This is a genomic window from Asanoa sp. NPDC049475 (assembly GCF_040676915.1).
Lineage (GTDB): Bacteria > Actinomycetota > Actinomycetes > Mycobacteriales > Micromonosporaceae > Asanoa.
Map to the genome: position 1 here is coordinate 549,253 of NZ_JBFAPY010000005.1, position 20,072 is coordinate 569,324.

At 71.5% G+C, this 20,072-nt stretch carries 21 protein-coding genes; 12 read left to right on the forward strand and 9 right to left on the reverse strand.

Annotated features, from left to right (window positions below; translation table 11 throughout):
- Window positions 1-10: 10 nt before the first annotated feature.
- Window positions 11-628, reverse strand: a complete 618-nt coding sequence (locus tag AB0J88_RS22530; protein ID WP_364360748.1) for a TetR/AcrR family transcriptional regulator — start codon at window positions 626-628, stop codon at window positions 11-13.
- A 91-nt stretch (window positions 629-719) separates the two neighbouring features.
- Between AB0J88_RS22530 and AB0J88_RS22535 the strand changes: the two genes are divergently transcribed.
- Window positions 720-1,760 (forward strand): aldo/keto reductase, encoded by a 1,041-nt coding sequence (locus AB0J88_RS22535; RefSeq protein ID WP_364360746.1) that lies wholly within the window; start codon window positions 720-722, stop codon window positions 1,758-1,760.
- Here AB0J88_RS22535 and AB0J88_RS22540 read toward each other — a convergent pair.
- Window positions 1,757-4,138, reverse strand: a complete 2,382-nt coding sequence (locus AB0J88_RS22540) for a family 20 glycosylhydrolase (protein ID WP_364360744.1) — start codon at window positions 4,136-4,138, stop codon at window positions 1,757-1,759. The two genes, AB0J88_RS22535 and AB0J88_RS22540, sit on opposite strands and share 4 nt — an antisense overlap.
- 70 nt (window positions 4,139-4,208) lie before the next feature.
- Window positions 4,209-5,084 carry an RNA polymerase sigma-70 factor gene (locus AB0J88_RS22545; RefSeq protein ID WP_364360742.1) on the reverse strand — a complete coding sequence of 292 codons (876 nt, stop codon included), beginning with the start codon at window positions 5,082-5,084 and terminating at the stop codon, window positions 4,209-4,211.
- A 168-nt stretch (window positions 5,085-5,252) separates the two neighbouring features.
- On the opposite strand from AB0J88_RS22545, the gene AB0J88_RS22550 reads away from it, so the two are divergent.
- Entirely contained in the window at window positions 5,253-5,738 is a 486-nt protein-coding gene (locus tag AB0J88_RS22550; protein WP_364360740.1) for a carboxymuconolactone decarboxylase family protein, read from the forward strand.
- A 42-nt stretch (window positions 5,739-5,780) separates the two neighbouring features.
- Here AB0J88_RS22550 and AB0J88_RS22555 read toward each other — a convergent pair whose 3' ends face one another.
- The 3 genes from AB0J88_RS22555 to AB0J88_RS22565 form a co-directional block, all read right to left on the reverse strand.
- Window positions 5,781-7,286, reverse strand: a complete 1,506-nt coding sequence (locus AB0J88_RS22555; protein ID WP_364361788.1) for an SPFH domain-containing protein — start codon at window positions 7,284-7,286, stop codon at window positions 5,781-5,783.
- A gap of 11 nt (window positions 7,287-7,297) precedes the next feature.
- Window positions 7,298-7,813: an NfeD family protein gene (locus AB0J88_RS22560; protein WP_364361790.1), complete on the reverse strand. Its 516-nt coding sequence runs from the start codon at window positions 7,811-7,813 to the stop codon at window positions 7,298-7,300.
- Between the two features lie 72 nt (window positions 7,814-7,885).
- Window positions 7,886-8,650, reverse strand: a complete 765-nt coding sequence (locus AB0J88_RS22565) for an SDR family oxidoreductase (RefSeq protein WP_364361792.1) — start codon at window positions 8,648-8,650, stop codon at window positions 7,886-7,888.
- Between the two features lie 71 nt (window positions 8,651-8,721).
- Between AB0J88_RS22565 and AB0J88_RS22570 the strand changes: the two genes are divergently transcribed.
- Both AB0J88_RS22570 and AB0J88_RS22575 read left to right on the forward strand, forming a co-directional pair.
- Window positions 8,722-9,297 carry a helix-turn-helix domain-containing protein gene (locus AB0J88_RS22570; protein WP_364361794.1) on the forward strand — a complete coding sequence of 192 codons (576 nt, stop codon included), beginning with the start codon at window positions 8,722-8,724 and terminating at the stop codon, window positions 9,295-9,297.
- Window positions 9,298-9,306: 9 nt separating this feature from the next.
- Window positions 9,307-9,834: a GNAT family N-acetyltransferase gene (locus AB0J88_RS22575; RefSeq protein ID WP_364361796.1), complete on the forward strand. Its 528-nt coding sequence runs from the start codon at window positions 9,307-9,309 to the stop codon at window positions 9,832-9,834.
- Here the strand turns inward: AB0J88_RS22575 and AB0J88_RS22580 are convergent.
- The gene (locus AB0J88_RS22580; RefSeq protein WP_364361798.1) at window positions 9,821-10,477 is read right to left on the reverse strand and encodes a Type 1 glutamine amidotransferase-like domain-containing protein; all 657 of its coding nucleotides are present in this window, start codon (window positions 10,475-10,477) and stop codon (window positions 9,821-9,823) included. The two genes, AB0J88_RS22575 and AB0J88_RS22580, sit on opposite strands and share 14 nt — an antisense overlap.
- Window positions 10,478-10,562: 85 nt before the next feature.
- Here AB0J88_RS22580 and AB0J88_RS22585 point away from each other — a divergent pair, with 85 nt between their 5' ends.
- From AB0J88_RS22585 to AB0J88_RS22610, 6 genes are all read left to right on the forward strand, one after another.
- A complete protein-coding gene (locus tag AB0J88_RS22585; RefSeq protein WP_364361800.1) occupies window positions 10,563-10,997 on the forward strand; it encodes an SRPBCC domain-containing protein in 435 nt (144 codons plus the stop codon).
- Window positions 10,984-11,319, forward strand: coding sequence for a metalloregulator ArsR/SmtB family transcription factor (locus AB0J88_RS22590; protein ID WP_364361802.1), 336 nt, complete (start codon window positions 10,984-10,986; stop codon window positions 11,317-11,319). Before AB0J88_RS22585 ends, AB0J88_RS22590 begins: the two co-directional genes overlap by 14 nt.
- A 22-nt stretch (window positions 11,320-11,341) precedes the next feature.
- Window positions 11,342-12,067: a hypothetical protein gene (locus tag AB0J88_RS22595; RefSeq protein WP_364361804.1), complete on the forward strand. Its 726-nt coding sequence runs from the start codon at window positions 11,342-11,344 to the stop codon at window positions 12,065-12,067.
- Window positions 12,064-12,387, forward strand: coding sequence for a hypothetical protein (locus AB0J88_RS22600; protein ID WP_364361806.1), 324 nt, complete (start codon window positions 12,064-12,066; stop codon window positions 12,385-12,387). The genes AB0J88_RS22595 and AB0J88_RS22600 overlap by 4 nt, the downstream gene beginning before the upstream one ends.
- A 75-nt stretch (window positions 12,388-12,462) precedes the next feature.
- Window positions 12,463-13,374 carry a CDP-alcohol phosphatidyltransferase family protein gene (locus AB0J88_RS22605; protein ID WP_364361808.1) on the forward strand — a complete coding sequence of 304 codons (912 nt, stop codon included), beginning with the start codon at window positions 12,463-12,465 and terminating at the stop codon, window positions 13,372-13,374.
- Window positions 13,375-13,422: 48 nt separating this feature from the next.
- Window positions 13,423-14,865, forward strand: a complete 1,443-nt coding sequence (locus AB0J88_RS22610) for an MFS transporter (RefSeq protein WP_364361810.1) — start codon at window positions 13,423-13,425, stop codon at window positions 14,863-14,865.
- Between the two features lie 185 nt (window positions 14,866-15,050).
- Here the strand turns inward: AB0J88_RS22610 and AB0J88_RS22615 are convergent, their stop codons facing one another.
- Entirely contained in the window at window positions 15,051-15,683 is a 633-nt protein-coding gene (locus AB0J88_RS22615; protein ID WP_364361812.1) for a hypothetical protein, read from the reverse strand.
- Between the two features lie 201 nt (window positions 15,684-15,884).
- Complete coding sequence (locus AB0J88_RS22620; RefSeq protein WP_364361814.1) at window positions 15,885-16,757, reverse strand: arginase family protein; 873 nt, start codon at window positions 16,755-16,757, stop codon at window positions 15,885-15,887.
- 104 nt (window positions 16,758-16,861) lie between these two features.
- On the opposite strand from AB0J88_RS22620, the gene AB0J88_RS22625 reads away from it, so the two are divergent.
- Together AB0J88_RS22625 and AB0J88_RS22630 are read left to right on the forward strand one after the other, a co-directional pair.
- A complete protein-coding gene (locus AB0J88_RS22625; RefSeq protein WP_364361816.1) occupies window positions 16,862-19,561 on the forward strand; it encodes a penicillin acylase family protein in 2,700 nt (899 codons plus the stop codon).
- 106 nt (window positions 19,562-19,667) lie between these two features.
- Window positions 19,668-20,042 (forward strand): hypothetical protein, encoded by a 375-nt coding sequence (locus tag AB0J88_RS22630; RefSeq protein WP_364361818.1) that lies wholly within the window; start codon window positions 19,668-19,670, stop codon window positions 20,040-20,042.
- Window positions 20,043-20,072: the final 30 nt, after the last annotated feature.

Sequence of the window (20,072 nt, forward strand, 5' to 3'; positions counted from 1 at the left end):
ACCACCGATTCTAGGCGGGCCGCCGGTAGACCCCGTACCACCAGGTCCGGGCGAGCTCGCGGGCGAAGGCGGCGTCCTCGCCGGCCGGTGCGCTGGTGATGTGGTCGAAGATGGCCCGTTCGCCGCCGACGACGATCACCCGCGCAGCGCTGACCAGGTCGACGTCGGCGGGGGTGCGACCCGCGACCTGCTCGGCGCGCAGGGCCGCGACCGTCCGGTCGGTGAACCGGGTGAGGCCCTGGCTCCAGAAGTCGCGCACCGTCTGGTCGTAGGTGGTGACCTCGCCGACCGCCCGCAGGACCGCGGCGTGTTCCCGGTAGATCCCCAGGATCCGCAGGAAGTCCTCCGCGAGCTTGTCGACGCCGTCGGTCGGCTCCCAGGCCGACGCGACGTCGAACGACGTGGCGAGCATGTCGGAGGCCAGCCGCAACAGCAGGTCGGTCTTGTCGCGGAAGTGCGCGTAGAAGGTCGAGCGGGCCACGCCGGCCTCGGTGGAGATCTGCCGCACGCCGAGATCGGTGAAGCTCGCGCCACCGGTCAGGATCCGCCGCGTCGCGGCCAGGATCTCCGCCTCGGCCGAGGCGGGCCGCGAGACCTTCGGTGCGCGTCGCCGGGTGATCGAGGCCATGGTCGGAATCTACTACACCCTGTCCGGACGCCGTGTAGCGTTGCGCCGGACATAGTGTCCGGACGAGCTGACCGCGTAAAAGGGGCAAACGGTGAAATATCGTCTGTTGGGCCGCACGGGGGTATGGGTTTCCGAGATCTCCCTCGGGGCGATGACCTTCGGTGGCGCGGACCACCCGGTGTACAGGAACCTGGGCGCACTGGGGCAGGACGGCGCCGACCGCCTCGTCGGCATGGCCCTCGACGCCGGCGTCAACTTCTTCGATACCGCCGACGTGTACGCCGACGGCGAGAGCGAGCAGCTGCTCGGTCAGGCGATCAAGGGGCGCAGGCGGGACGTGCTGATCGGCACCAAGCTGCTCGCCCCCGTCGGGCCGGGGCCGAACGACCAGGGGCTCACCCGGTTGCACATCATGCGGTCCCTGGAGGACAGCCTGCGCCGGCTGGACACCGACTACATCGACCTCTACCAGCTCCACAACCACGACCACGTGACGCCGATCGAGGAGACGCTGGGCGCGCTCGACGACGCCGTACGCCAGGGCAAGATCCGCTATATCGGTTGTTCGAACTTCTTCGCCTGGCAGATCAGCAAGGCGCTGGGCATCTCCGCGCTGCACGACCAGGCGCGGTTCGTCTCCAACCAGACGCACTACTCGCTGGTCGCCCGGGACGCCGAGCGGGACATGGTGCCGATGGCCGAGGACGAGGGCGTGAGCCTGACGGTCTGGGCGCCGCTCGCCGGCGGGTTCCTCACCGGCAAGCACGACCGCGGCGGCGCGAGCACCGAGCAGGACTCCCGCCGGGTCCGGTCCGGGGGCGACTTCGTGCCGTTCGACGAGGAGACCGGGTTCAAGATCCTTGACGTCGTACGGGCGGTCGCGGCGCGCCACGACGTCAGCCCGGCCCAGGTCGCGCTCGCCTGGGTGCTGGCGCAGCGGGCGATCACCAGCGTCGTCGTCGGTGCCCGCAAGCCCGAGCAGCTCGCCGACAACCTGGCCGCCGCCGACCTGACCCTGACCGAGCAGGACCTCGCCGAGCTCGACGAGGTCAGCCGTCCGCCGGTCGCGTACCCGAACTGGATCCAGACCGCCTTCGCCCCGGTGCGGATCCCGGCGGCGAACGTGGCCTAGCCGGCGTACGCCTCGAGCTCGTAGATGCGGGCGGCCCGGTCCGACGTGCTGGTCGGCGTGATCACGTTGAGCCGCAGATAGCGCGCCGCGACCGGGCCGAACGTGCTCGTCGTGACGTTGGCCGTGTTGCCGCGGACCTGCGCGACCGTGGTCCAGGCGGTGCCGTCGGCGCTCGTCTGGATGTCGAAGTCCCGGGTGTTGAACGCGGCGCTCTCGCCGCCGGCGCCGGCATGGCGGACGACGACACGGCCGACGGTGGTGCTGGCCGAAAGGTCGACCCGCAACCACTTGGCGGCGCCGACGGAGCACCACTTGTCGGCGTTGCCACCGGTGGTCGTGCCGTTGACGGCCTTCTCCGGCCCTTCGGAGGCGACGCAGACGCTGTCGGCGGTGGCGGGCTTGTCGAGGGCGAGGTTCGTCGTGGCACCCGTGAGCGCGAAGTCGTCGATGTCGAAAAGCCCGCCACCGCTGCCGGTGAAGACCAGGAACAACGCACCCGACCCGGCGGACAGGCTCGTGCTGACCTCGGCGTAGGTGCCGTAGCCGCCCGTGTTGGGCACCGCGACCGAACCCAACAGCGGGCCGCTGGGCGAGCCGGAGCGCACCTGGATCGTCCCGCCCGTGCCACCCGACGCGATCCGGGCGGTGAAGCCGGTGCGGCCCGCGACGGAGACGCCCGAGAAGCCGATCCAGTCGCCGGCGTCGATGTAGCCGACCCGGCTGCCGCCGTGCGCCGCCGCGTCGGCGACGACCTGCACACCCGACTGCGAGGTGTACGACTCCGCCTCGACCCGCCCGCCGGCCGGTGGCGTGGTCGCCCACGGCACCTGCGGAGAGCGGTAGAACGGGATGCCCTGCGTCGTCCACCGCGGTCCCTGCGCGCCGAGGCGCACCTTGAAGGTGTCCCAGTTCCGTGCCGACTGCGGCGACCACGCGAGCTCCGCGATGGCGGGCATGCGCGGGAAGGCCATGAACTCGATGTCGGCGATGCGGGTCAGCGTCTCGCTCCACATCGGAGCCTCGACGCCGAGGACGGCGCTGGCCGGCACGCCGGGCAGCAGGGTCGCCGGATCCCAGTTGTACGCCGTCTGCACCTCGATCAGCCCGGCCCAGCTGAGCCCGAGCGGCGTCTCGTTGGTGTACTTCATGTCCAGGTAGGCCTTGTTCGCCGGCGACATCACGACCTTGTCACCCTTGGCCACCGCCGCACTCAGGTCGGGGTCCGAGGTCGTCGTGCCCCAGAACTGCGCGATCCGGCCAGGGGTGTGGTCGGCCTGCCCGATCTGGTGCCAGCCCATGACGGTCTTGCCGAGCGCGGTGGCGAACGGCTGGATCCGGTTCATGAACGTGCGGTAGTCGGCGTCGGAGGTGCTGTGCGCCTCGTCGCCGCCGACGTGCAGGTACGGCCCGGGGGTGAGCGCGGCGAGCTCGGTGAGCACCTGCCGCACGAACGTGTAGGTCACCTCCTTGCCGACGCACAGCGAGCTGAAGCCGACGGCGGTGCCGGTGTAGAGCGGCGGGGCGACGTTGTCGCAGTTGAGCTCGGCGTACGAGGCGAGGGCCGCGTTGGTGTGCCCCGGCATGTCGATCTCCGGCACGACCGTGATGTGCCGCGCCGCCGCGTACGCGACCAGCTCGCTGTACTGCGCCTTCGTGTAGAAGCCGCCGGGGCCGCCGCCGACCTGAGTGCTGCCGCCCACCGACGTCAGCCGCGGCCAGGCGTCCACCACGATCCGCCAGCCCTGGTCGTCGGACAGGTGCAGGTGCAGGGTGTTCAGCTTGTACTGGCTGATGTCGTCGATGTAGCGCTTCACCACGTCGACACCGAAGAAGTGCCGGGACACATCGAGCATCGCTCCCCGGTACGCGTACCGCGGCCGGTCGATGATCCGACCGCCGGCGAGCTCCCACGGTCCGGGTTGGACGGTCCGCGCCTCGACGGCGGGCGGGAAGAGCTGCCGCAGGGTCTGGACGCCGTAGAAGAGCCCGGCCGCGGTCTGCGCGCGGACGGTGACCGCGTTCGCGGTCACGTCGAGCTGGTAGCCCTCGGCGCCCACACTCGCGTCGGCTCCCGAGAGCAGCAGCGCGATGCCGCTGGAGGGTGTGCCGCTCACGGTCGTGACGGGCAGTGCGTAGCCGGTGGAGGGCCGCAGGATCCCGGCGAGGTAGGTGCCGACGGCCGCGCCGCCCACGTCGGTCTGGATCGCCGCGCCGGCCGGCAACGTGTAGGTGACACCGGCCGCCGCCTGCACGCTCGCCGGCACCGGCACGACGCTCTGCAGGCTCACGACGGCTGCCGCGGCCGGGGTGGCGCCGGCGACGAGCCCGGCGGCGGCGAAGATGATGAAGGCGGCGAGAGCCAGGGCGCGACGGGGCACGACGTCCTCCAGCGAAACGGTAAAGTTTCCTGCGAGTTCGACGGCAGGCTATGTCTTCCCGGCGGTGGAGTCAACGGCTCACGGCCGTCTCCCGCTCGACGCGCGAGAGCTTGTCGGGGTTGCGGACGATGTAGAGCCCGGTGACCAGGCCGTCGTCGATCCGCACCGCGACGACGTTGTCGACCTCCCCGTCTATCCGGATGATGAGCGCGGGCGAGCCGTTGATCTGGACCGGTTCGGCCGTCACCTCGCCCTCGACCCGCGGCAGGCCGCCGGCCAGCGCCCGGGAGACCCGGTCGGCGCCGACGATGGGCCGCGGCGCCGCCTGGCGGAGCCCGCCGCCGTCGCCCAGCAGCACGACGTCCGGCGCGAGCACGTCGACCAGGTTCTGCAGGTCGCCGGTCTCGATGGCCCGGCGGAAGGCCGCTACGGCATCGCGGGCCTGGTCGGGGGAGACATCACCGCGCGGGCGCCGGGCGGCGACATGCGCCCGCGCCCGGTGGGCGATCTGGCGCACGGTCCCCGGCTCCTTGTCGACGGCCTCCGCGATCTCGTCGTACCCGATGTCGAAGACCTCGCGCAGCACGAAGACCGCCCGCTCGGTCGGCGTGAGCGTCTCCAGCACCAGCAGCATCGCGATCGAGACGCTCTCGGCGAGCTCCACGTCGTCGGCCACGTCGGGCGCGGTCAGCAACGGCTCGGGCAACCACTGGCCGACGTACGTCTCCTTGCGACGGCTCAGGGTGCGCAGCCGGTTGAGCGCCTGGCGGGTGGTGATCTGGACCAGGTACGCCCGCTCGTCGCGCACCGTCTCCGGATCCACGTCGACCCACTTCAGCCAGGTCTCCTGCAGCACGTCCTCCGCGTCGGCGGCCGACCCCAGCATCTCGTAGGCGACCGTGAACAGCAGGTTGCGGTGGGCGACGAACGTCTCGGTGGCGGCCATGGGTTGCTCCTCGCCTTCGACTCTCACACCCACGGGACACCGGCCGCGGCCCGCGCGTGACAGCGAGCCGCTATGGCCTGGCTCACGTCCCACACGCTGTCACAGACCACGACCCGCCGGCATCTCATGGGCGTCCGGTACCGCCAGACCACGAGCGAGGAGCACGTCATGGACGCCCGTTTCAACCTGTTCGACAGCCCGACCGCCGCCAAGTTCGCCAAGCGCGTCTTCAACGCCGCTTCGGTGCTCCACCAGTCGACGCTCCCGCCGACCACCACCGAGCTGGTGCAGCTGCGGGTCAGCCAGATCAACGGCTGCGCCATGTGCGTCGACATGCACACCAAGGAGGCCACCGCGGCGGGGGAGACCACGGTGCGGCTCAACCTGGTCGCCGTGTGGCGCGAGGCGACCGTCTTCACCGACGCGGAGCGGGCCGCGCTGGCACTGGCCGAGGAGGGCGCCCGGCTCGCCGACGCGCACCAGGGCGTCTCCGACGAGACCTGGGCACAGGTGCGCAAGCACTACGACGACGACCAGGTCGGTGCCCTCGTCTGCCTCGTCGGGATGATCAACATGGCCAACCGGCTCAACGTCATCGTGCGGACCCCGGCGGGCTCGTACGAGGCCGGCATGGCCGCCAAGATGTTCAACTGAACGGGGTCGGCCCGGCCCCTGCGAGGGGCCGGGCCGACGCCCTCACTTCTTCGGCTTGCCCTCCACGGCCTTCGTCTCGTCGCCGTTGGCCCGCTCGCCGAGCCGGGCGAGCAGCCCTGGCAGGTCGACGCCGGTGAGGTCCGAGCCGAGTTGCAGCCCCTGCGCGACGTTGCCGGCCACGGACTTGGCCAGCGACGACGCGCCGTCGGTGGAGATGACGGTCATCTTGTCGATCGCGCTCATCGGGCGGCTGGCCGCCTCGACCACCTCGGGCAGCACGCGCACGAGCAGGTCGAGGACGGCGGCCTCGCCGTACGTGGCGAACGCGTCGGCCTTGCGGGCCATCGCCTCCGCCTCGGCGTTGCCCCTGGCCAGGATCGCCGCCGCCTCGGCGGAACCCTCGCGCTCGACGGCGTCCGCGATCGCGGTGCGCCGGCGCTGCTCGGCCTCGCCCTCCTTGGCGCCCTCGATCGCGTTCGCCTCCGCCAGCGCGGCCCGCCGCGCCCGCTCGCCCTCACCGGTCAGCCGCGCCTGCTCCGCCTGCGCCTGTGCGGCCGCGATGGTCGCCTGGCGCTCGGCGTCGGCCCGCAGGACCGCGGCGTTGCGGGACGCCTCGGCCTCCTGCTCGACCTTGTAGCGGGCCGCGTCGGCCGGCTTGCGCACCTCGGTGTCGAGCTGACGCTGCTTGAGCTCGGCGTTGCGCTCGGCTACCTTCTGCTGCTCGGCCAGGATCGCCTGGTCGCGCTCGGCCTGTGCGAGCGGGCCGGCCGCCGCCGACCGGGCCTTGGCCGCGTCGATCTCCGCCTGGATGCCCGCCTTCTTCAGCGCGAGGTTGCGTTCGGCCTCGGCGATCGCCTCCTCGGCCAGCAGCCGCTCCTGCTCCGCGGCCTGCCGCGCGCGGGCCTCCGCTATGGACGCCTCCTTGAGCACCCGCGCCGCCTCGGGTCGACCGAGGTCCTGGAGATAGGAACCCTCGGCCACGATGTCCTGCAACTGGAACGTGTCGAGCACCAGACCCTGGTTGGTCATCGAGTGCTCGGCCTCCTCGGCGACCGCGGACGCGAACGCGGCCCGGTCACGGATGATCTCCTCGATGGTCAGCCGGCCGACGATCGACCGCAGCGAGCCGGCCAGCACCTCGCGGGTGAACTCGTCGATCTCGGCCTGCTGGCGCAGGAACCGCTGCCCGGCCGCGCGGATCGCGTCCTCGGTGCCGCCGACCTTGACGATCGCGACGCCGTGCAGGGCGGCCCGGATGCCCTGCTTGGTGACGGCACCGGTGATCTCGACGTGGATGCGCCGGCTCGACAGGTCCAGCGACTGGAGCTTCTGCACGACGGGCACGACGAAGACCGACGCGCCCATCACGACCTTCTGGCCGGACAGGTCGGTCTGCCGGATGCCGTCGGACCCCACGGTCGCGCGTCCCTTGCGGCCGGTGACGATGAACGCTTCGTTGGGGCCGGCCACCTTGATGCGCGAGAGCACGAACATGACCAGGAGCAGGACCAGCAGCACGGCGCCGCCTAGCCCGATGAGGAGTGGCATCAGATCGCCCTTCAGGTGAGGGGGTGCACCGGCTCGACGACGACGCTCGTCTCGCTGGCGGCCTCGATGACGAAGATCTCGGCACCGGCGGGGAGGGGCCGGTCGGCCTTGGCGTACAGCTTGATCGGTTGCCCGCCGAGGCGGACCCGCACTTCGCCGTATCCGGTCGCGGTGATCGGCGTGACGACGACGCCGGTGGTGCCGACGAGGTCGGCCCGGGTGGGTGTGGCGTCGGTGTGCATGTCGCGGGCGGCGCGCGACAGCCGCACGGCGAGGAACGCGGTGGGCAGCGCGGCCAGCAGGCCCACGGCGGCGGCCGCCGCGACCGTGCGCCCGCCGACCAGCTCGTTGGTGATCGCACCGGCGAACCCGAAGGCACCGAGGAAGCCCGCGATCGCCTCGATGGAGAAGAAGTCGGGGAGATCGACGTGTCCGAAGTGGAGCAGCTCGGCGCCGAGCAGCGAGAAGGCCAGCACCGCCGCACCCGCACCGCCGATGACCAGGAAGACAACGGTGGCCTCGTCCACTTGACACCGCCCTCCCCGCGTCCTGTGTGCAGGGTAGCGACCACCTGCCACCGCGGGGATCCGCGCAACGGGTCAGACGCGTGGCCCGAGGAACAGGCCGCCGCTCGCGTCGACCACCTGGCCGGTGACCCAGCGGCCCGCGTCGGAGGCGAGGAAGGCCACGACCTCGGCCACGTCGTCCGGCCCGCCGAGCCGGTCGAGGGCGGTGCTGCCGGTGATGAGGCCGGCCAGGCCGGGCGCCTCGAACACGGCGGCGTTCGACGCCGTCCGGGTCGCGCCGGGAGCGACCGCGTTGACGGTGATGCCGCGGACCCCGAGCTCGTTGGCCAGGGTCCGGGTCATCGTCTCGATCGCACCCTTGGTCATGGCGAAGGACGTCTGCGCGGGGTTGGCCATCCGGGTCGCCACCGACGAGATGGTGATGATGCGGCCACCGTCGCGGAACAACGGCAGTGCGCGCTCGACGAGAAAGTAGGGCGCGCGGACGTTGACGGCGAAGAGGTGGTCGAACTGCGTGCGCGTCGTGGTGCCGATCGGGCCGGCGGGCGCGGCCGCCGCGTTGTTGACGAGGATGTCGAGCGGCCGCCCCGCCAGGCCGGCCTCGACGCCCGCGACGAGCGTCTCGACGTCCCCCTCGACTCCGAGCACCGCACCGACCGCGAACGCGGTGCCGCCGGCGCGCACGATCCCGTCGACCGTCGCCGCCGCGCCGTCCTCGTCGGTGCCGAAGTGGACGGCGACCGTCGCGCCCCGCGCCGCCAGCCGGGTCGCGATCGCCCGCCCGATGCCCCGCGACGCCCCGGTCACCAGCGCGGTCCTGCCGGTCAGATCAGTCATGGTCTCCGCCTGTTCGAGATGTTAGTGACTACCAACCTGGTAGACGCTAACACACTGGTAGTCTCTAACGCGTGCCCGAGTCCTCACTGCGCGCGCAGCGCCGAGCCGACACGCAGCGCGCGATCCAGACGCACGCGGTGCGGCTGTTCGCCGAGCGCGGCTACGACGCCACGACCGTGACCGACGTCGCGGAGGCCGCGGGCGTCTCGCCGATGACCGTCTACCGGCACTTCCCGACCAAGGAAGACCTGGTCCTGGTCGACGAGATCGGTCCGCTCGTCGCGGCCCGGGTCGCCGCGACCGCCGGCGTGCGGCCGCCGGTCCGCCGGATCGCACAGGCGCTCGTCGAGTCGGCCGCGGCCGTGACCGACGACGGCGGCTTCCTGCTGGCCAGGCTCCAGCTCATGATCTCGACTCCCGCGCTGCGGGCGCGGCATCTCGACAACCACTACGTCCTGCAACGGGCCATTGTGGACGCTCTCGGCACCGAGGCGGGCGACCCCTTCGAAGCCGAGGCGGCGGCCAGTGCGTGTCTCGCGGCCCTGCACACCGCGCTCGTGCGCTGGGCACAGGACGACGGCCGGACGGACCTGGCCGGCCTGGTCGCGAAGGCGCTCGCCGCCGCCGTGGGCGAGACCTCTGGCTAGGCTGTCGTCGTGCAAAGCCTGGTCACTCCCAGAATCCTGCTGCGCCAATGGCAGGACGACGATCTGGACGCCTTCGCCGCCGTCTGCTCCCAACCCGAGGTGATGCGGTGGATCCGCGACGGCCGGGTGCTCGACAGGGAGGACACCGCCGAGCGTCTGCGGGCCTTCCAGGCGCACTGGGAGGCACACGGCTTCGGGCTCTTCGCCCTCGTTGTGCGGCGGACCGGTGCGTTGGCCGGGTTCACCGGCCTCGCGGTGCCCACCTTTCTGCCCGAGGTCATGCCGGCCGTCGAGATCGGGTGGCGGCTGGGGCGGGAGCACTGGGGACAGGGCCTGGCCACCGAGGCGGCTCGCGCCGTGGTCGAGCACGCCCGCGCCGACCTGGGTCTCGATCGCCTGGTCAGCATCCACCAGGTCGGCAACGACGCCTCCGCCCGCGTGATGGTCAAGCTCGGCATGCACCTCGAGCGCGAGACGGTGGAGCCCACCAACGGGCGTGCGGTGCGGGTCTACGAGCTCGACCTCACCCGCGGTTGAACAGCTTCCAGGTGCCTTCCGAGACGACCTCCACGGCGCCGTCGGACACCTTGATGGCCGTGTTGTCGTCGATCGCGTACGCGGGGAGCCCGATCTCGGTCGCCCATCGCTCGGCGGCGGCCGTGCTCAACCACGGGGTGTCCGGGCGATCCAGGTGCGGGAAGATCGAGAAGTCGACCATCCCGAGCATCCGGTCGTCGTCCTCGGGCGCGTCGACGAAGTGGCGGCCGACGCGTGGGGTCAACACCAGGCTCCCGGCGCTGGAACCCACGTACACCAGGTCGGGCAGGGTCGGCAGCAGGTCGGCCAGCCCGGACTCCCGCATCCATCGACGCAGGAACAGGGAATCGCCGCCGTTGACCAACAGGACGTCGGCCTCGCGCACCCACCGCACCCACCGGTCCCGGTCGATGCTGGGCAGCGCGGAGAGCTCCAGCACCCCGACCGACTTCCATCCGAGGTCGACCAGGCGCGCGTCCGACCGTCCGCTGATGAAGTTCCACGGCCCGGTCGGGTCGTAGAAGTAGCCCGCGGTGGGGACGCAGAGGGCGTCGCACTCGGCGATCGGTTTGCCCAACAGGTCGACCAGTGCCCGTTCGACGGTCGGGTTGTCGACGCCGCCGGAGCAGAGAAGAAGCCGCATACGGCAACGTAGCACCGGGTTGACGCAACCATCTGGTTGCTACTAGGTTAGGTAGCAACCGAGTGGTTGCTACAAGGAGGTCGAGATGGCATTCCCCGATCGGATCGAGCGCACGGTCGAGCTGACCCAGTCCCCGGAGCGGGTGTGGGCGGCGCTGACGACCGCCGAAGGGCTGGGCACGTGGTTCGGCAACCGGGCCGAGGTCGACCTGCGGGTCGGCGGCGAGGCCAGGCTCACGTGGGACAGCGGCGACACCGCCACCCTCACCATCGAGCGCCTGGAGCCGCCGCGGGTCTTCGGCTACACCTGGCCGGTCCACGGCCTTCCGGCAGAGGACCCGCGACGCACCTATGTGGAGTTCACCCTCGCACCCAACGGCGCCGGCACCACGTTGACGATGGTCGAGAGCGGGTTCGCGCAGCTTCCCGACACCGAGCACAAGGCGGCTTTCCCCGGCAACGACCGGGGTTGGACCAGCGAGCTGGACGAGCTGGTTGAATACCTCGATGGCCAAGCCTGACCTGGAAGCGGTGGCGCAGGAGGTCTTCGCGGCGCTGGCCGACCCGAGCCGGCGGGGCATCCTCGCCGCGCTCGCGGCCGGCGGCCCGGCCACCGCGACGGACCTGGCCGCCCAGCTGCCCATCACGCGGCAGGCCATCGCCAAGCACCTCGCCCTGCTGGCCGACGCGGGGCTCGTGATCGCCGAGCCGGGGGAGGGCCGCCGGGTCCGCTACCGGCTCGACTCCGCGCCGATGAAGGTGGCGCAACAGTTCCTGGCTGCCCTGGCCCGAGACTGGGACGGCCCCCTCGCCGCACTGCGGGAGCGCATGAACGAAGCCTGAGCGCTCATGTGAGGATTCCTCCGTGAGCGCATGGGTCTACAACGACCGTCCGACGGACGTCAGGTTCCTGACCGACCGGATCACCGAGCCGGGCCGAACCGAGATCGAAGACCAGATCTGGGACTGGGTCGTACGAGGCGAGGACGACGCCGCCGAGTTCGTCCTCTTTCTCGAGGAGGACGAGGAGCGGCACGGTGCCACCGACGACGAGCTTTTCCAGGCGTACGAGCAGGCCGTGGCGGCCCGGCGCGAGCAGCAGCGCGGCTGGGGCGAGGTGCGCGGAAACCTGAGCCGCGCGTTCCACGAGCTGAACGAGCTCGGCATCCTGGCGCGCGAGAACTTCAGCTGCTGCGGGCGCTGCGCGTCCTCGGAGATCCACGACGAACGCGACGACTCCCGCCACTGGCAGGGCTATCTCTGGTACCACCAGCAGGACACCGAGTCGTTGCTGGCGAGCGAGAGCGGCGCGGTCTACCTCGGCTACGGCGTCTACCCGCCGGAGGACTTCGACGAGGCCGCCTACGAGGCGCTGTCCGAGGACGAGCAACGGGCGGGCTACCAGGCGGACCTCGAGCGCCTACTCGACGAGGTCGCGTTCCCGGTGCTCCGCAAGCACGGCATGAAGGTCGAGTGGAACCGCAAACAGTCGACGCGAATCCTGGTCACCGGCGCCCAGTGGTACGCACCGCTGGCTTCAGCTTCCGTTCACCCGCGTACGACGGTGGAGCATGACAAGGTGGAGCCATGACCGAGCAGCCGCCGGCCGCGATCAGCGCGTTCATCGACTCGACGAACGCCGCTGACAGTGCGGCCTTCGTCGCCGCGTTCACCGACGACGCCTACGTCCGCGACGGCAGCCGGGAGTTCACCGGGCACGACGGTGTGGCGAGCTGGGACCGCACCGACAACATCGGCGTCGGGATGCACTTCGACCTGCTCGGCTGGGAAGCCACCGGCGTCGACACCTATGTGCTCACGATCCGCGCGACCAGCAGGCGCTTCAACGGCACCGGCGACCTGGCGCTTACGGTGCGCGACGGACTGGTGGCCCGGCTCGAGATTGGCTGACGAGACACTTCAATTTCACCTTCCGTTCACGGTAAGGTCTCTCGCCTTGGTGGCCGCATTACAGGGGAGTGAGCCGTGGAACGCATTCCGCTCGACGAGGTGCGGGATCGCACGTACAAGACGCGGGACTCCTGGTGGACGGTGTTGCTCGTCGATCCGGTCGCCAGCCGGCTGACCCGCCTGGTCGCTCCCTACCGCTGGTTCACGCCCAACCGGATCACGATGCTGGGTTTCCTGACCGGGTTGACCGCCGCCGCGTTCTTCGCGTTGGGTGGCGTCCGGGAGAACAACTGGTGGCTCGTCGCCGGTGCGCTGGCATACCACCTGAGCTTCGTCCTCGACTGCATCGACGGAAAGATCGCGCGGCTCAACGGCACCGGCTCGGTGTTCGGCGCGTGGCTGGACTACGTCTTCGACCGCCTGCGGATCGTGGCGTGCACCATCGCCCTGATGGGAGGGCAGTACGTGGCCACGAAGAGCATCGTCTACCTCGTACTCGGCGGGCTCGTGATCTTCCTCGACATGTTCCGCTATCTCAACGCGCTGGAGAACGCGAAGGTCAACCGGGAGCTGAAGACCCAGCTCGAGGAGGCCGGCCTCGCGCCGAAGCCGTTGCCGAAGGCCGCGCTCGCCAATGTGGACGAACACGACCCCGAGCGGCTGTCGATGCTCGCCATGGTCGACAGCAAGACCGTCGGGCTCGGCGTGTTCCACCGGATGCGCGCGGCCCTGCGCCGCAGCCGCATCCGACCGCACCTGGTCGGGGGCATCGAGTTCCAGATGGCCGTCTTCATCATCGCGCCCCTGGCCGGCGCTATCGTCCCGGTCACCCTGGCCGCCGCCGCGCTGATGGTGGTCTTCGAACTGGCCGTGATCTACATGCTCTGGCAGGGCACGGTCGCGGTGTCGCGGCAGCTGTCCGGCGCCGCGATCCCGGCCCAGCGCATGCCCGTCGCCGAGCCGGAACCGGTCGCAGCGCGAACCTGAGGACGGTCGTTGGTCCGGTGACGCGCCGAGACCACGAGGAGCCGCCTGATGCCGACGACCTATCCCGCTGCGAACCGCGCGATCCTGGCGTTGCTGGCGTTCGCGATGCTGATCGTCTCGCTGGACCAGTACATCGTGGTCGTGGCGTTGCCCGAGATCGGCCGCGCTCTCGGCTACTCGGCGCAGACCCTGCAGGCGGTGATCAGCGCGTACGCGGTGGCGTCGGCCGGCTTCCTGCTGCTCGGGGGCCGGGCCTCCGATCTCCTCGGCCGACGGCGGGTACTGGTGACGGGACTGGCGCTCTACGGCGCCGGCTCGTTGGTCGGCGGGCTGGCGACGGGTCCGGCCATCTTGCTGGTCGGTCGCGCGGTCCAGGGGCTCGGGGGAGCGCTGGTCTTTCCCGCGACCCTCGCCCTGATCAACACGACCTTCCCCGAAGGCCCCGCCCGCAACCGCGCGGTCGCCGTCTGGGGCGGCACCGGCGCCGCGGGTCTGGTCGTCGGCGTGCTGCTGGGCGGCGTGCTCACCCAGGCGTTCGGGTGGGAGGCGGTCTTCTTCGTCAACGTCCCGCTCGCGGTGCTCGCTCTGGCGCTGGCGTTCGTGCTCGTCCCCGCCGACCGCGCGCGCGAGCGGGGCCGCAGGTTCGACCTGCCGGGTGCGCTGACCGCCGCCCTCGGCATCACGCTGCTCGTGTTCGCCTTCGTGCAGGGGCCGAACCTGGGTTGGGCGTCGCCCGGCGTCATCGTGAGCGTGGCCGGTGCCGTGGTGGCGCTGACCGGCTTCGTGCTGGTCGAGCGGCGCGGCGACGACCCGCTGGTGCCGCCGCGCCTGCTGGCCAACCGCAACCTCGTCACGGCGGTGGCGATGGCCTTCATGTTCTGGGCCACGTTCGGCTCGGTGCTCTACTTCCTCACCCTCTACTTCCAGGACGTCCGGGGGTACGACGCGCTCGGCACCGGCGTGGCCTTCCTGATCCCGACCGCCGTGGTGGTCGCCGGCTCGACCTTCGCCGGACGGGTGGCGACCCGATGGGGGCTGCGGCCCACCCTGGTCGTGGCGCTGGCGATCGGCGCGGTCGGAGCGGTCGCACTCGGCCTGGCCATGTCCCCCGACGCCGCGTACGCCGGCCTGATCCCGGGTCTGGTGCTGACCAGCGTCGGCGACGGCATCGCCTTCACGATGATCTTCATCGCGGCTGGCACCGGCGTCGCCGACCGCGAACAGGGCGTCGCGTCCGGCATCGCCTCGACGAGCACGTCGATCGGCGCGGCGGTCGGTCTCGCGCTGCTGGTGCTGGTCGCCGCCGCCGGCACCGAGGGGCTGGCGGGGGAGTCGCTGCGCGTGGAGACCGCCGCCGGCCTGCGCACGGCGGTGTTCGTGATCGCGGTGGGGATCGGGGCCACGGCGCTGCTCGCGCTGAACCTGCGTCCCGGTCCCCGCACACGGACGGAGGCACCGTGCCCTCGCGGCGTCGCCGTCAGAGCGGACTAAGCGACGGTCCTGCCGATCAACGCGAGCCGATACGCCTGTCCGTCGTGGGAAGCGAGCGCAGGGCATTGCCGTCATCGACGTGGACCTGGATCCGTCGATCGCCCTCGCCACGCCGGCGGACCACGACAGTTCCCCGCAACCGCGGCCCTCGTCCACGCGATCCTGGGAACCGCGGGCCGCTCGGCCTAGGCGGCGGCGACCGCCGCGGCGGGAGCGGCGGGGCGGGGGAGGCCGATCCGGAACGACACGTCGGGCATGCGGCGCAGGGCGCGGATGCCCCAGCCCGCGCAGACCGCGACCATCACCGCGGTGAGGATGCCGCTGAAGACGCCTCGGGAGAGGACGGCCGCGTCGAGGCCGAGGTGGAGGAAGCCCATGCTCATGCCCGCGTCGACCAGACGGCCGATGCCCCACAGGGCAGCGGTCTGCACGAAGACCTTGTGCAGGCCTGGGTGGTGGCGCAGGTGGGCCGGCAGGGCGACGAAGTCGCGGGCCAGGCGCTTGGTGATCGGTCTGCCGAGCAGCGCGCTGCCGAGGAAGAGAGCGGCCATGAACACCGACGCGATCACCGGCTGCACGAAGTAGACCAGAGCGCTCGACAGCGCCAGTGCGACGCTGGCTCGGGCGATCATGGCGCCTGTGCAGACCAGCAGGGTGCCCGGCAGGTGCCGGCCGGAGAACCAGCGGATGGTCACCGTGATCACGGACCACCCGATCACCGCCAGGAGTGCGGGCAGCAGGCCCGCGGTGTGCAGCAGGATGTACAGGAGGCCGGTCGGTACGAGCACCGTCTCCGCGAAGAGCCGGACGGCGCGCACCAGGGCTGGCTTGATCGCGCCGAGTTCGATGACGTGGGGACCTGCGTCGATGCTGATGGTGTGACTCCCGAGGGGATTCGCTTCAGCGTGCCGAGTTACAGACCGTAGCGGGCTTACCTGTGTACGGACTCGCAGGAAAGACGCGGAGCCCTCGCATCCGGCGCTTATCTCGATATATCCGGGCAAAGCTGGTGGGGCCGATCAGCCCTCGAGTACCCGATCGAGAAGGTTGACGAGCCTGCCCGCGTGTCGACCGTCACGATCGAGGTCCGGGCGGAAATCCGCGACACTTACTCCGAGCAACCGATCCGACACGGCGAGTGGGGCCAGGACGGCGGCGAGCTGGTCGAGGTCCGGCCCGCCGTCCTGCGGATAGGTCACCGCGGGCAGAACCTCCCCGTCGAGCACGTCCACGTCGATATGCAGCCACATCGGCAACCCGAGCCGCTCACCCCAGGCGCCCGCCGCCCGCCCCGCACCGGCCGGGTCACGCAGCACGGCCGGCGCGTCGACGGTGAACAGCTCCGCTGGCAACCGCATAACCTCCGCCGCCGACTCCGGATCGAGGCCGACAGTCCGGTGCCCGATCAGGGCGACGTGCCGCGCAGACACCATCGGCACCGTCTCGCCCAGGCCGACCAGAGCCGGGGGACCGTCCCCGGTCAGCACGGCCAGCTCGAGGTCGGCGGTCTCACCGGTCTCGGAGCTGCGCGCGTCATAGAAGTCGGGGTGCCCGTCGACGAACCAGAGCCCGACGTCGCGCAGGCACGCGAACACCCCCAGCAGGAGGCTGCAGTCGCCGCCGACCACGAGCGGGCGCAACCCCGGATGGTCGCGCATGCCGGCCGCCAACGAGGACGCCAGGGCGCGCGCGGCCGCGACGGTATCCGACAGCGCGCGTACCCAGGTGTCCGGATCCCGGCCTTGGGGCGAGATGTGGGTCGCGGCGTCGCCCAGGTCGACCTCGACGCGGTCGGCCAGGCCCGCGGCCCGCAACGCGCCCGGCGCCGCCGCCTCTCCGCGGCCCGTCCCGGAACAGTCCCAGGGCGCGCCGAGGAGAAACCAGCCACTCATGGACCTGAGCGTACGGGTCGCGCCGCCCGCTCTCTTGCCGCAGTGACCGAACGGTCACTAAGGTGCGAGGCCAGGCGCACCCTCCACCCTCGACGGAGGCCCTCATGCGACGTCGGCTGCTCGCCGTGCTCCTCGCCGCCGCCCTGCCGCTCACCGTCCCGGTGCCGGCGTCCGCGCACTCGTCCGGGCTCCCGCGCGGCGTCTCGGTGGTGCGGGACGGCAACGGCATCGCGCACATCCGGGCCGGCAGCGAGCGCGACCTGCTCTTCGCCCAGGGCTGGGTGCACGCCTCGGACCGGCTGTTCCAGATGGACACCACGCGCCGGCAGGCCTCGGGCACGCTGGCCGAGCTGCTGGGACAGCAGGCCCTGCCCGGTGACGTCGAGGCGCGGACGATCGGGCTGCGCCGGGCGGCCGAGCGCAGCCTGCCCGCCTACCCACCACAGCTGCGACAGAGCCTCGACGCGTACGCCGCGGGCGTCAACGCCTGGGTCGCGAGCCATCCGCTGCCGGCGCAGTACGCGGCCGTGCGGATCACCCGGTTCGCACCGTGGACGCCGGTCGACAGCATCGTCCTGCTCAAGGCGATCGCGTTCAACCTCTCGTTCGACCTGGACATCGAGCTGACGGTGGCCGCCGACGCGTACGCCGCCGCCGGCTCGCAGGCCGGATTCGACGGCGCGGCGCTGTTCAGCGACGACCTGTTCCGCGCGGCGCCGTTCGACGCGGCGTCGACCGTGCCGGACGCGACCGGGCCGCGCCCGTCCGGCCTGTCGGACGCCGCGTTGCGGCTGGCCCGCGACTACCAGCACCGGGCCGAGCGCGCGCCGCTGCTGGCGGAGGCCGTCGACCGCACCTTCACGCTCGGCTCCAACGAGTGGGCCATCTCGGGCCGCCACACGAAGTCGGGCCGGCCGATCATGGCGAACGACCCGCACCTCGGCCTGACCACGCCGGCGACGTTCTACCCCGTCGGGCTGCGCGGCGGCGGCCTGGACGTGCAGGGCGAGAGCTTCGCCGGCGCGCCGTACGTCATCCTGGGCCAGAACGACCGGGTCGCCTGGGGTGCCACCACGAACCCGATGGACGTGACCGACACGTACGTCGAGCGGCTGGTGCCGTTCGCCGGGTCGCCGAGCGGCCTCGCCACCGTCTATCAGGGCCAGCCGGAACCGGTCCTCGCGATCCCGGAGACGTTCCGGGTCAACGCCTCTGGCGAGCTGATCACCGTGCCGCCAGGTGGCGCCGTGCCGGCCGCCACACTGATCGTGCCGCGGCGCAACAACGGCCCGATCGTCTCGCTCGACCGGTCCACCGGCACCGCGCTGTCGGTCCAGTACACGGGGTTCTCGGCGACCCGCGAGATCGAGGCGGCCCGCGGGTTCAACTACGCGCGCGACATCCGCGACTTCCAGCGGTCGCTGGACTTCTTCGACGTCGGCTCGCAGAACTGGTCGGTCACCGACGTCGACGGGCACATCGCGTACTTCACGAGTGCCGAGATGCCACTGCGGGAGGACCTGGAAGCGGGCGCGGTGCGCGGGCGGCCGCCGTACCTGCTGCGCGACGGCACGGGCGGCAACGAGTGGCTGCCGGCCGGCCGGACCTACCGGGGCCAGGCCCTGCCGTACGAGATCCTGCCGCCCGGCGAGATGCCGCAGGTGGTCGATCCGCCGGCCGGGTACTTCGTCAACGCCAACAACGACCCGGCGGGCACCACATTGGACAACGACCCGCTGAACGAGCGCCGTCCGACCGGGGGCATCTACTACCTCAACGTCGGCTACGACGGCGGCTTCCGGGCGGGCCGCATCACGGACATGCTGCGCGGGGCGATCGCGAGCGGGCGCAAGCTGACGGTTCGCGACGTCCAAGACCAGCAGGCCGACGTGACGCTGCTCGACGCGCAGTTCTTCCGCCCCTACCTGGTGTCTGCTCTCCGCCGCGCCGCCCGCAGCTCCACGCCGGAGTTAATCGCTCTCGCCGCCGACCGCCGCGTGACGGAGGCGGTCGGCCGCCTCGCCCGCTGGGACTGCACGACGCCGACCGGCATCCGGGAGGGCTACGACGCTGCCGACGTCTCGGGCCACCGACGCCCGCCCAAGGCGTCCGAGGTGGCCGACAGCGTCGCAGCGACGATCTACGCGGTCTGGCGCGGCCAGTACGTCAAGAACGTGATCGACGCACGCCTGGCCCCGGCCGGCCTTCCGCAGCCCAGCGGCCCGGAGGCACTCAAGGCGCTGCGCGTGCTGCTGGAGCGGTTCCCTGACCGGCAGGGAGTGGGCACGTCGGGCGTCGACTTCTACGCCGTGCCCGGGGTCGCGTCGGCGGCGGACCGCCGCGACGTGCTCCTGCTGCGCAGCCTGGCCGACGCGCTCGACCTGCTGTCAGGCCCGTCGTTCGCGGCGGCCTTCGGCGGCTCGACGCGGCAGGACGACTACCGCTGGGGCCGCCTCCACCGGGTGACCTTCTCGGCCCCGCTGGGCGCACCGTGGTCGATCCCGCCGGCCGGTGGCGCGTTCCCACCGCCGCTGCCGGACCTACCGGGCGTGCCGGTCGACGGCGGCTTCGGCACGGTGGACGCGGCAAGCCACAACGTCCGCGCGGATTCGGCAACGGAGTTCACCTTCGGCGGCGGCCCGGTCCGCAGAGCGGTGGCCCAACCGACCCGCCACGGCATCGAGGCGGTCTCGTCCCTACCGGGCGGCACGAGCGAAACCCTGGGAAGCCGCTGGTACGCCAACCTCCTGCCGCAATGGCTGACCAACGAGACGTACGAGGTGAAGCTCGGAAGGGACAACTGATCACCGAGCATCGCGCTCTGCCGCACCATGCCACCAGCCGGAGCTGTTGCCCCATCCACCTACCGTGATCGAAGGACGTCGTTTGCGGTTGAGCGGGGGCGCACACGTGGCACGGCGCGAGATCGACGAGCGGATGTTGACCCGGATGCGCAACCGGCGGGCGTGGTGGTGGGCCGCCTTCAGCACGCCGGTCTGCTACCTGGCCTGGTTCGGAGTCGCGATGGGCGTGCTCCTGCTGCTTGCCTCTCCGGGCGTCACGCTGGCTCAGGTGGTCCTGGGCATCGTGGGCCTCGCGGTGCTCGCCGCGGTGGTGAAGGCGGTGGCGGTGGAGTTCGTCATCCGGCGGACGCTGGACCGCTCGACCCAGTTCTCCATGCGTGCGGTGGACCGGGATCTCAACCGTCGGGAGATCTACCGGGCGACCCGCAACGACGGGCTGCTCGGCACCGGCGCGCTCCTATGGAGCATGTTCGGCCTGTGACGACGCACGGGGCGCGGTGACCCCGATGTC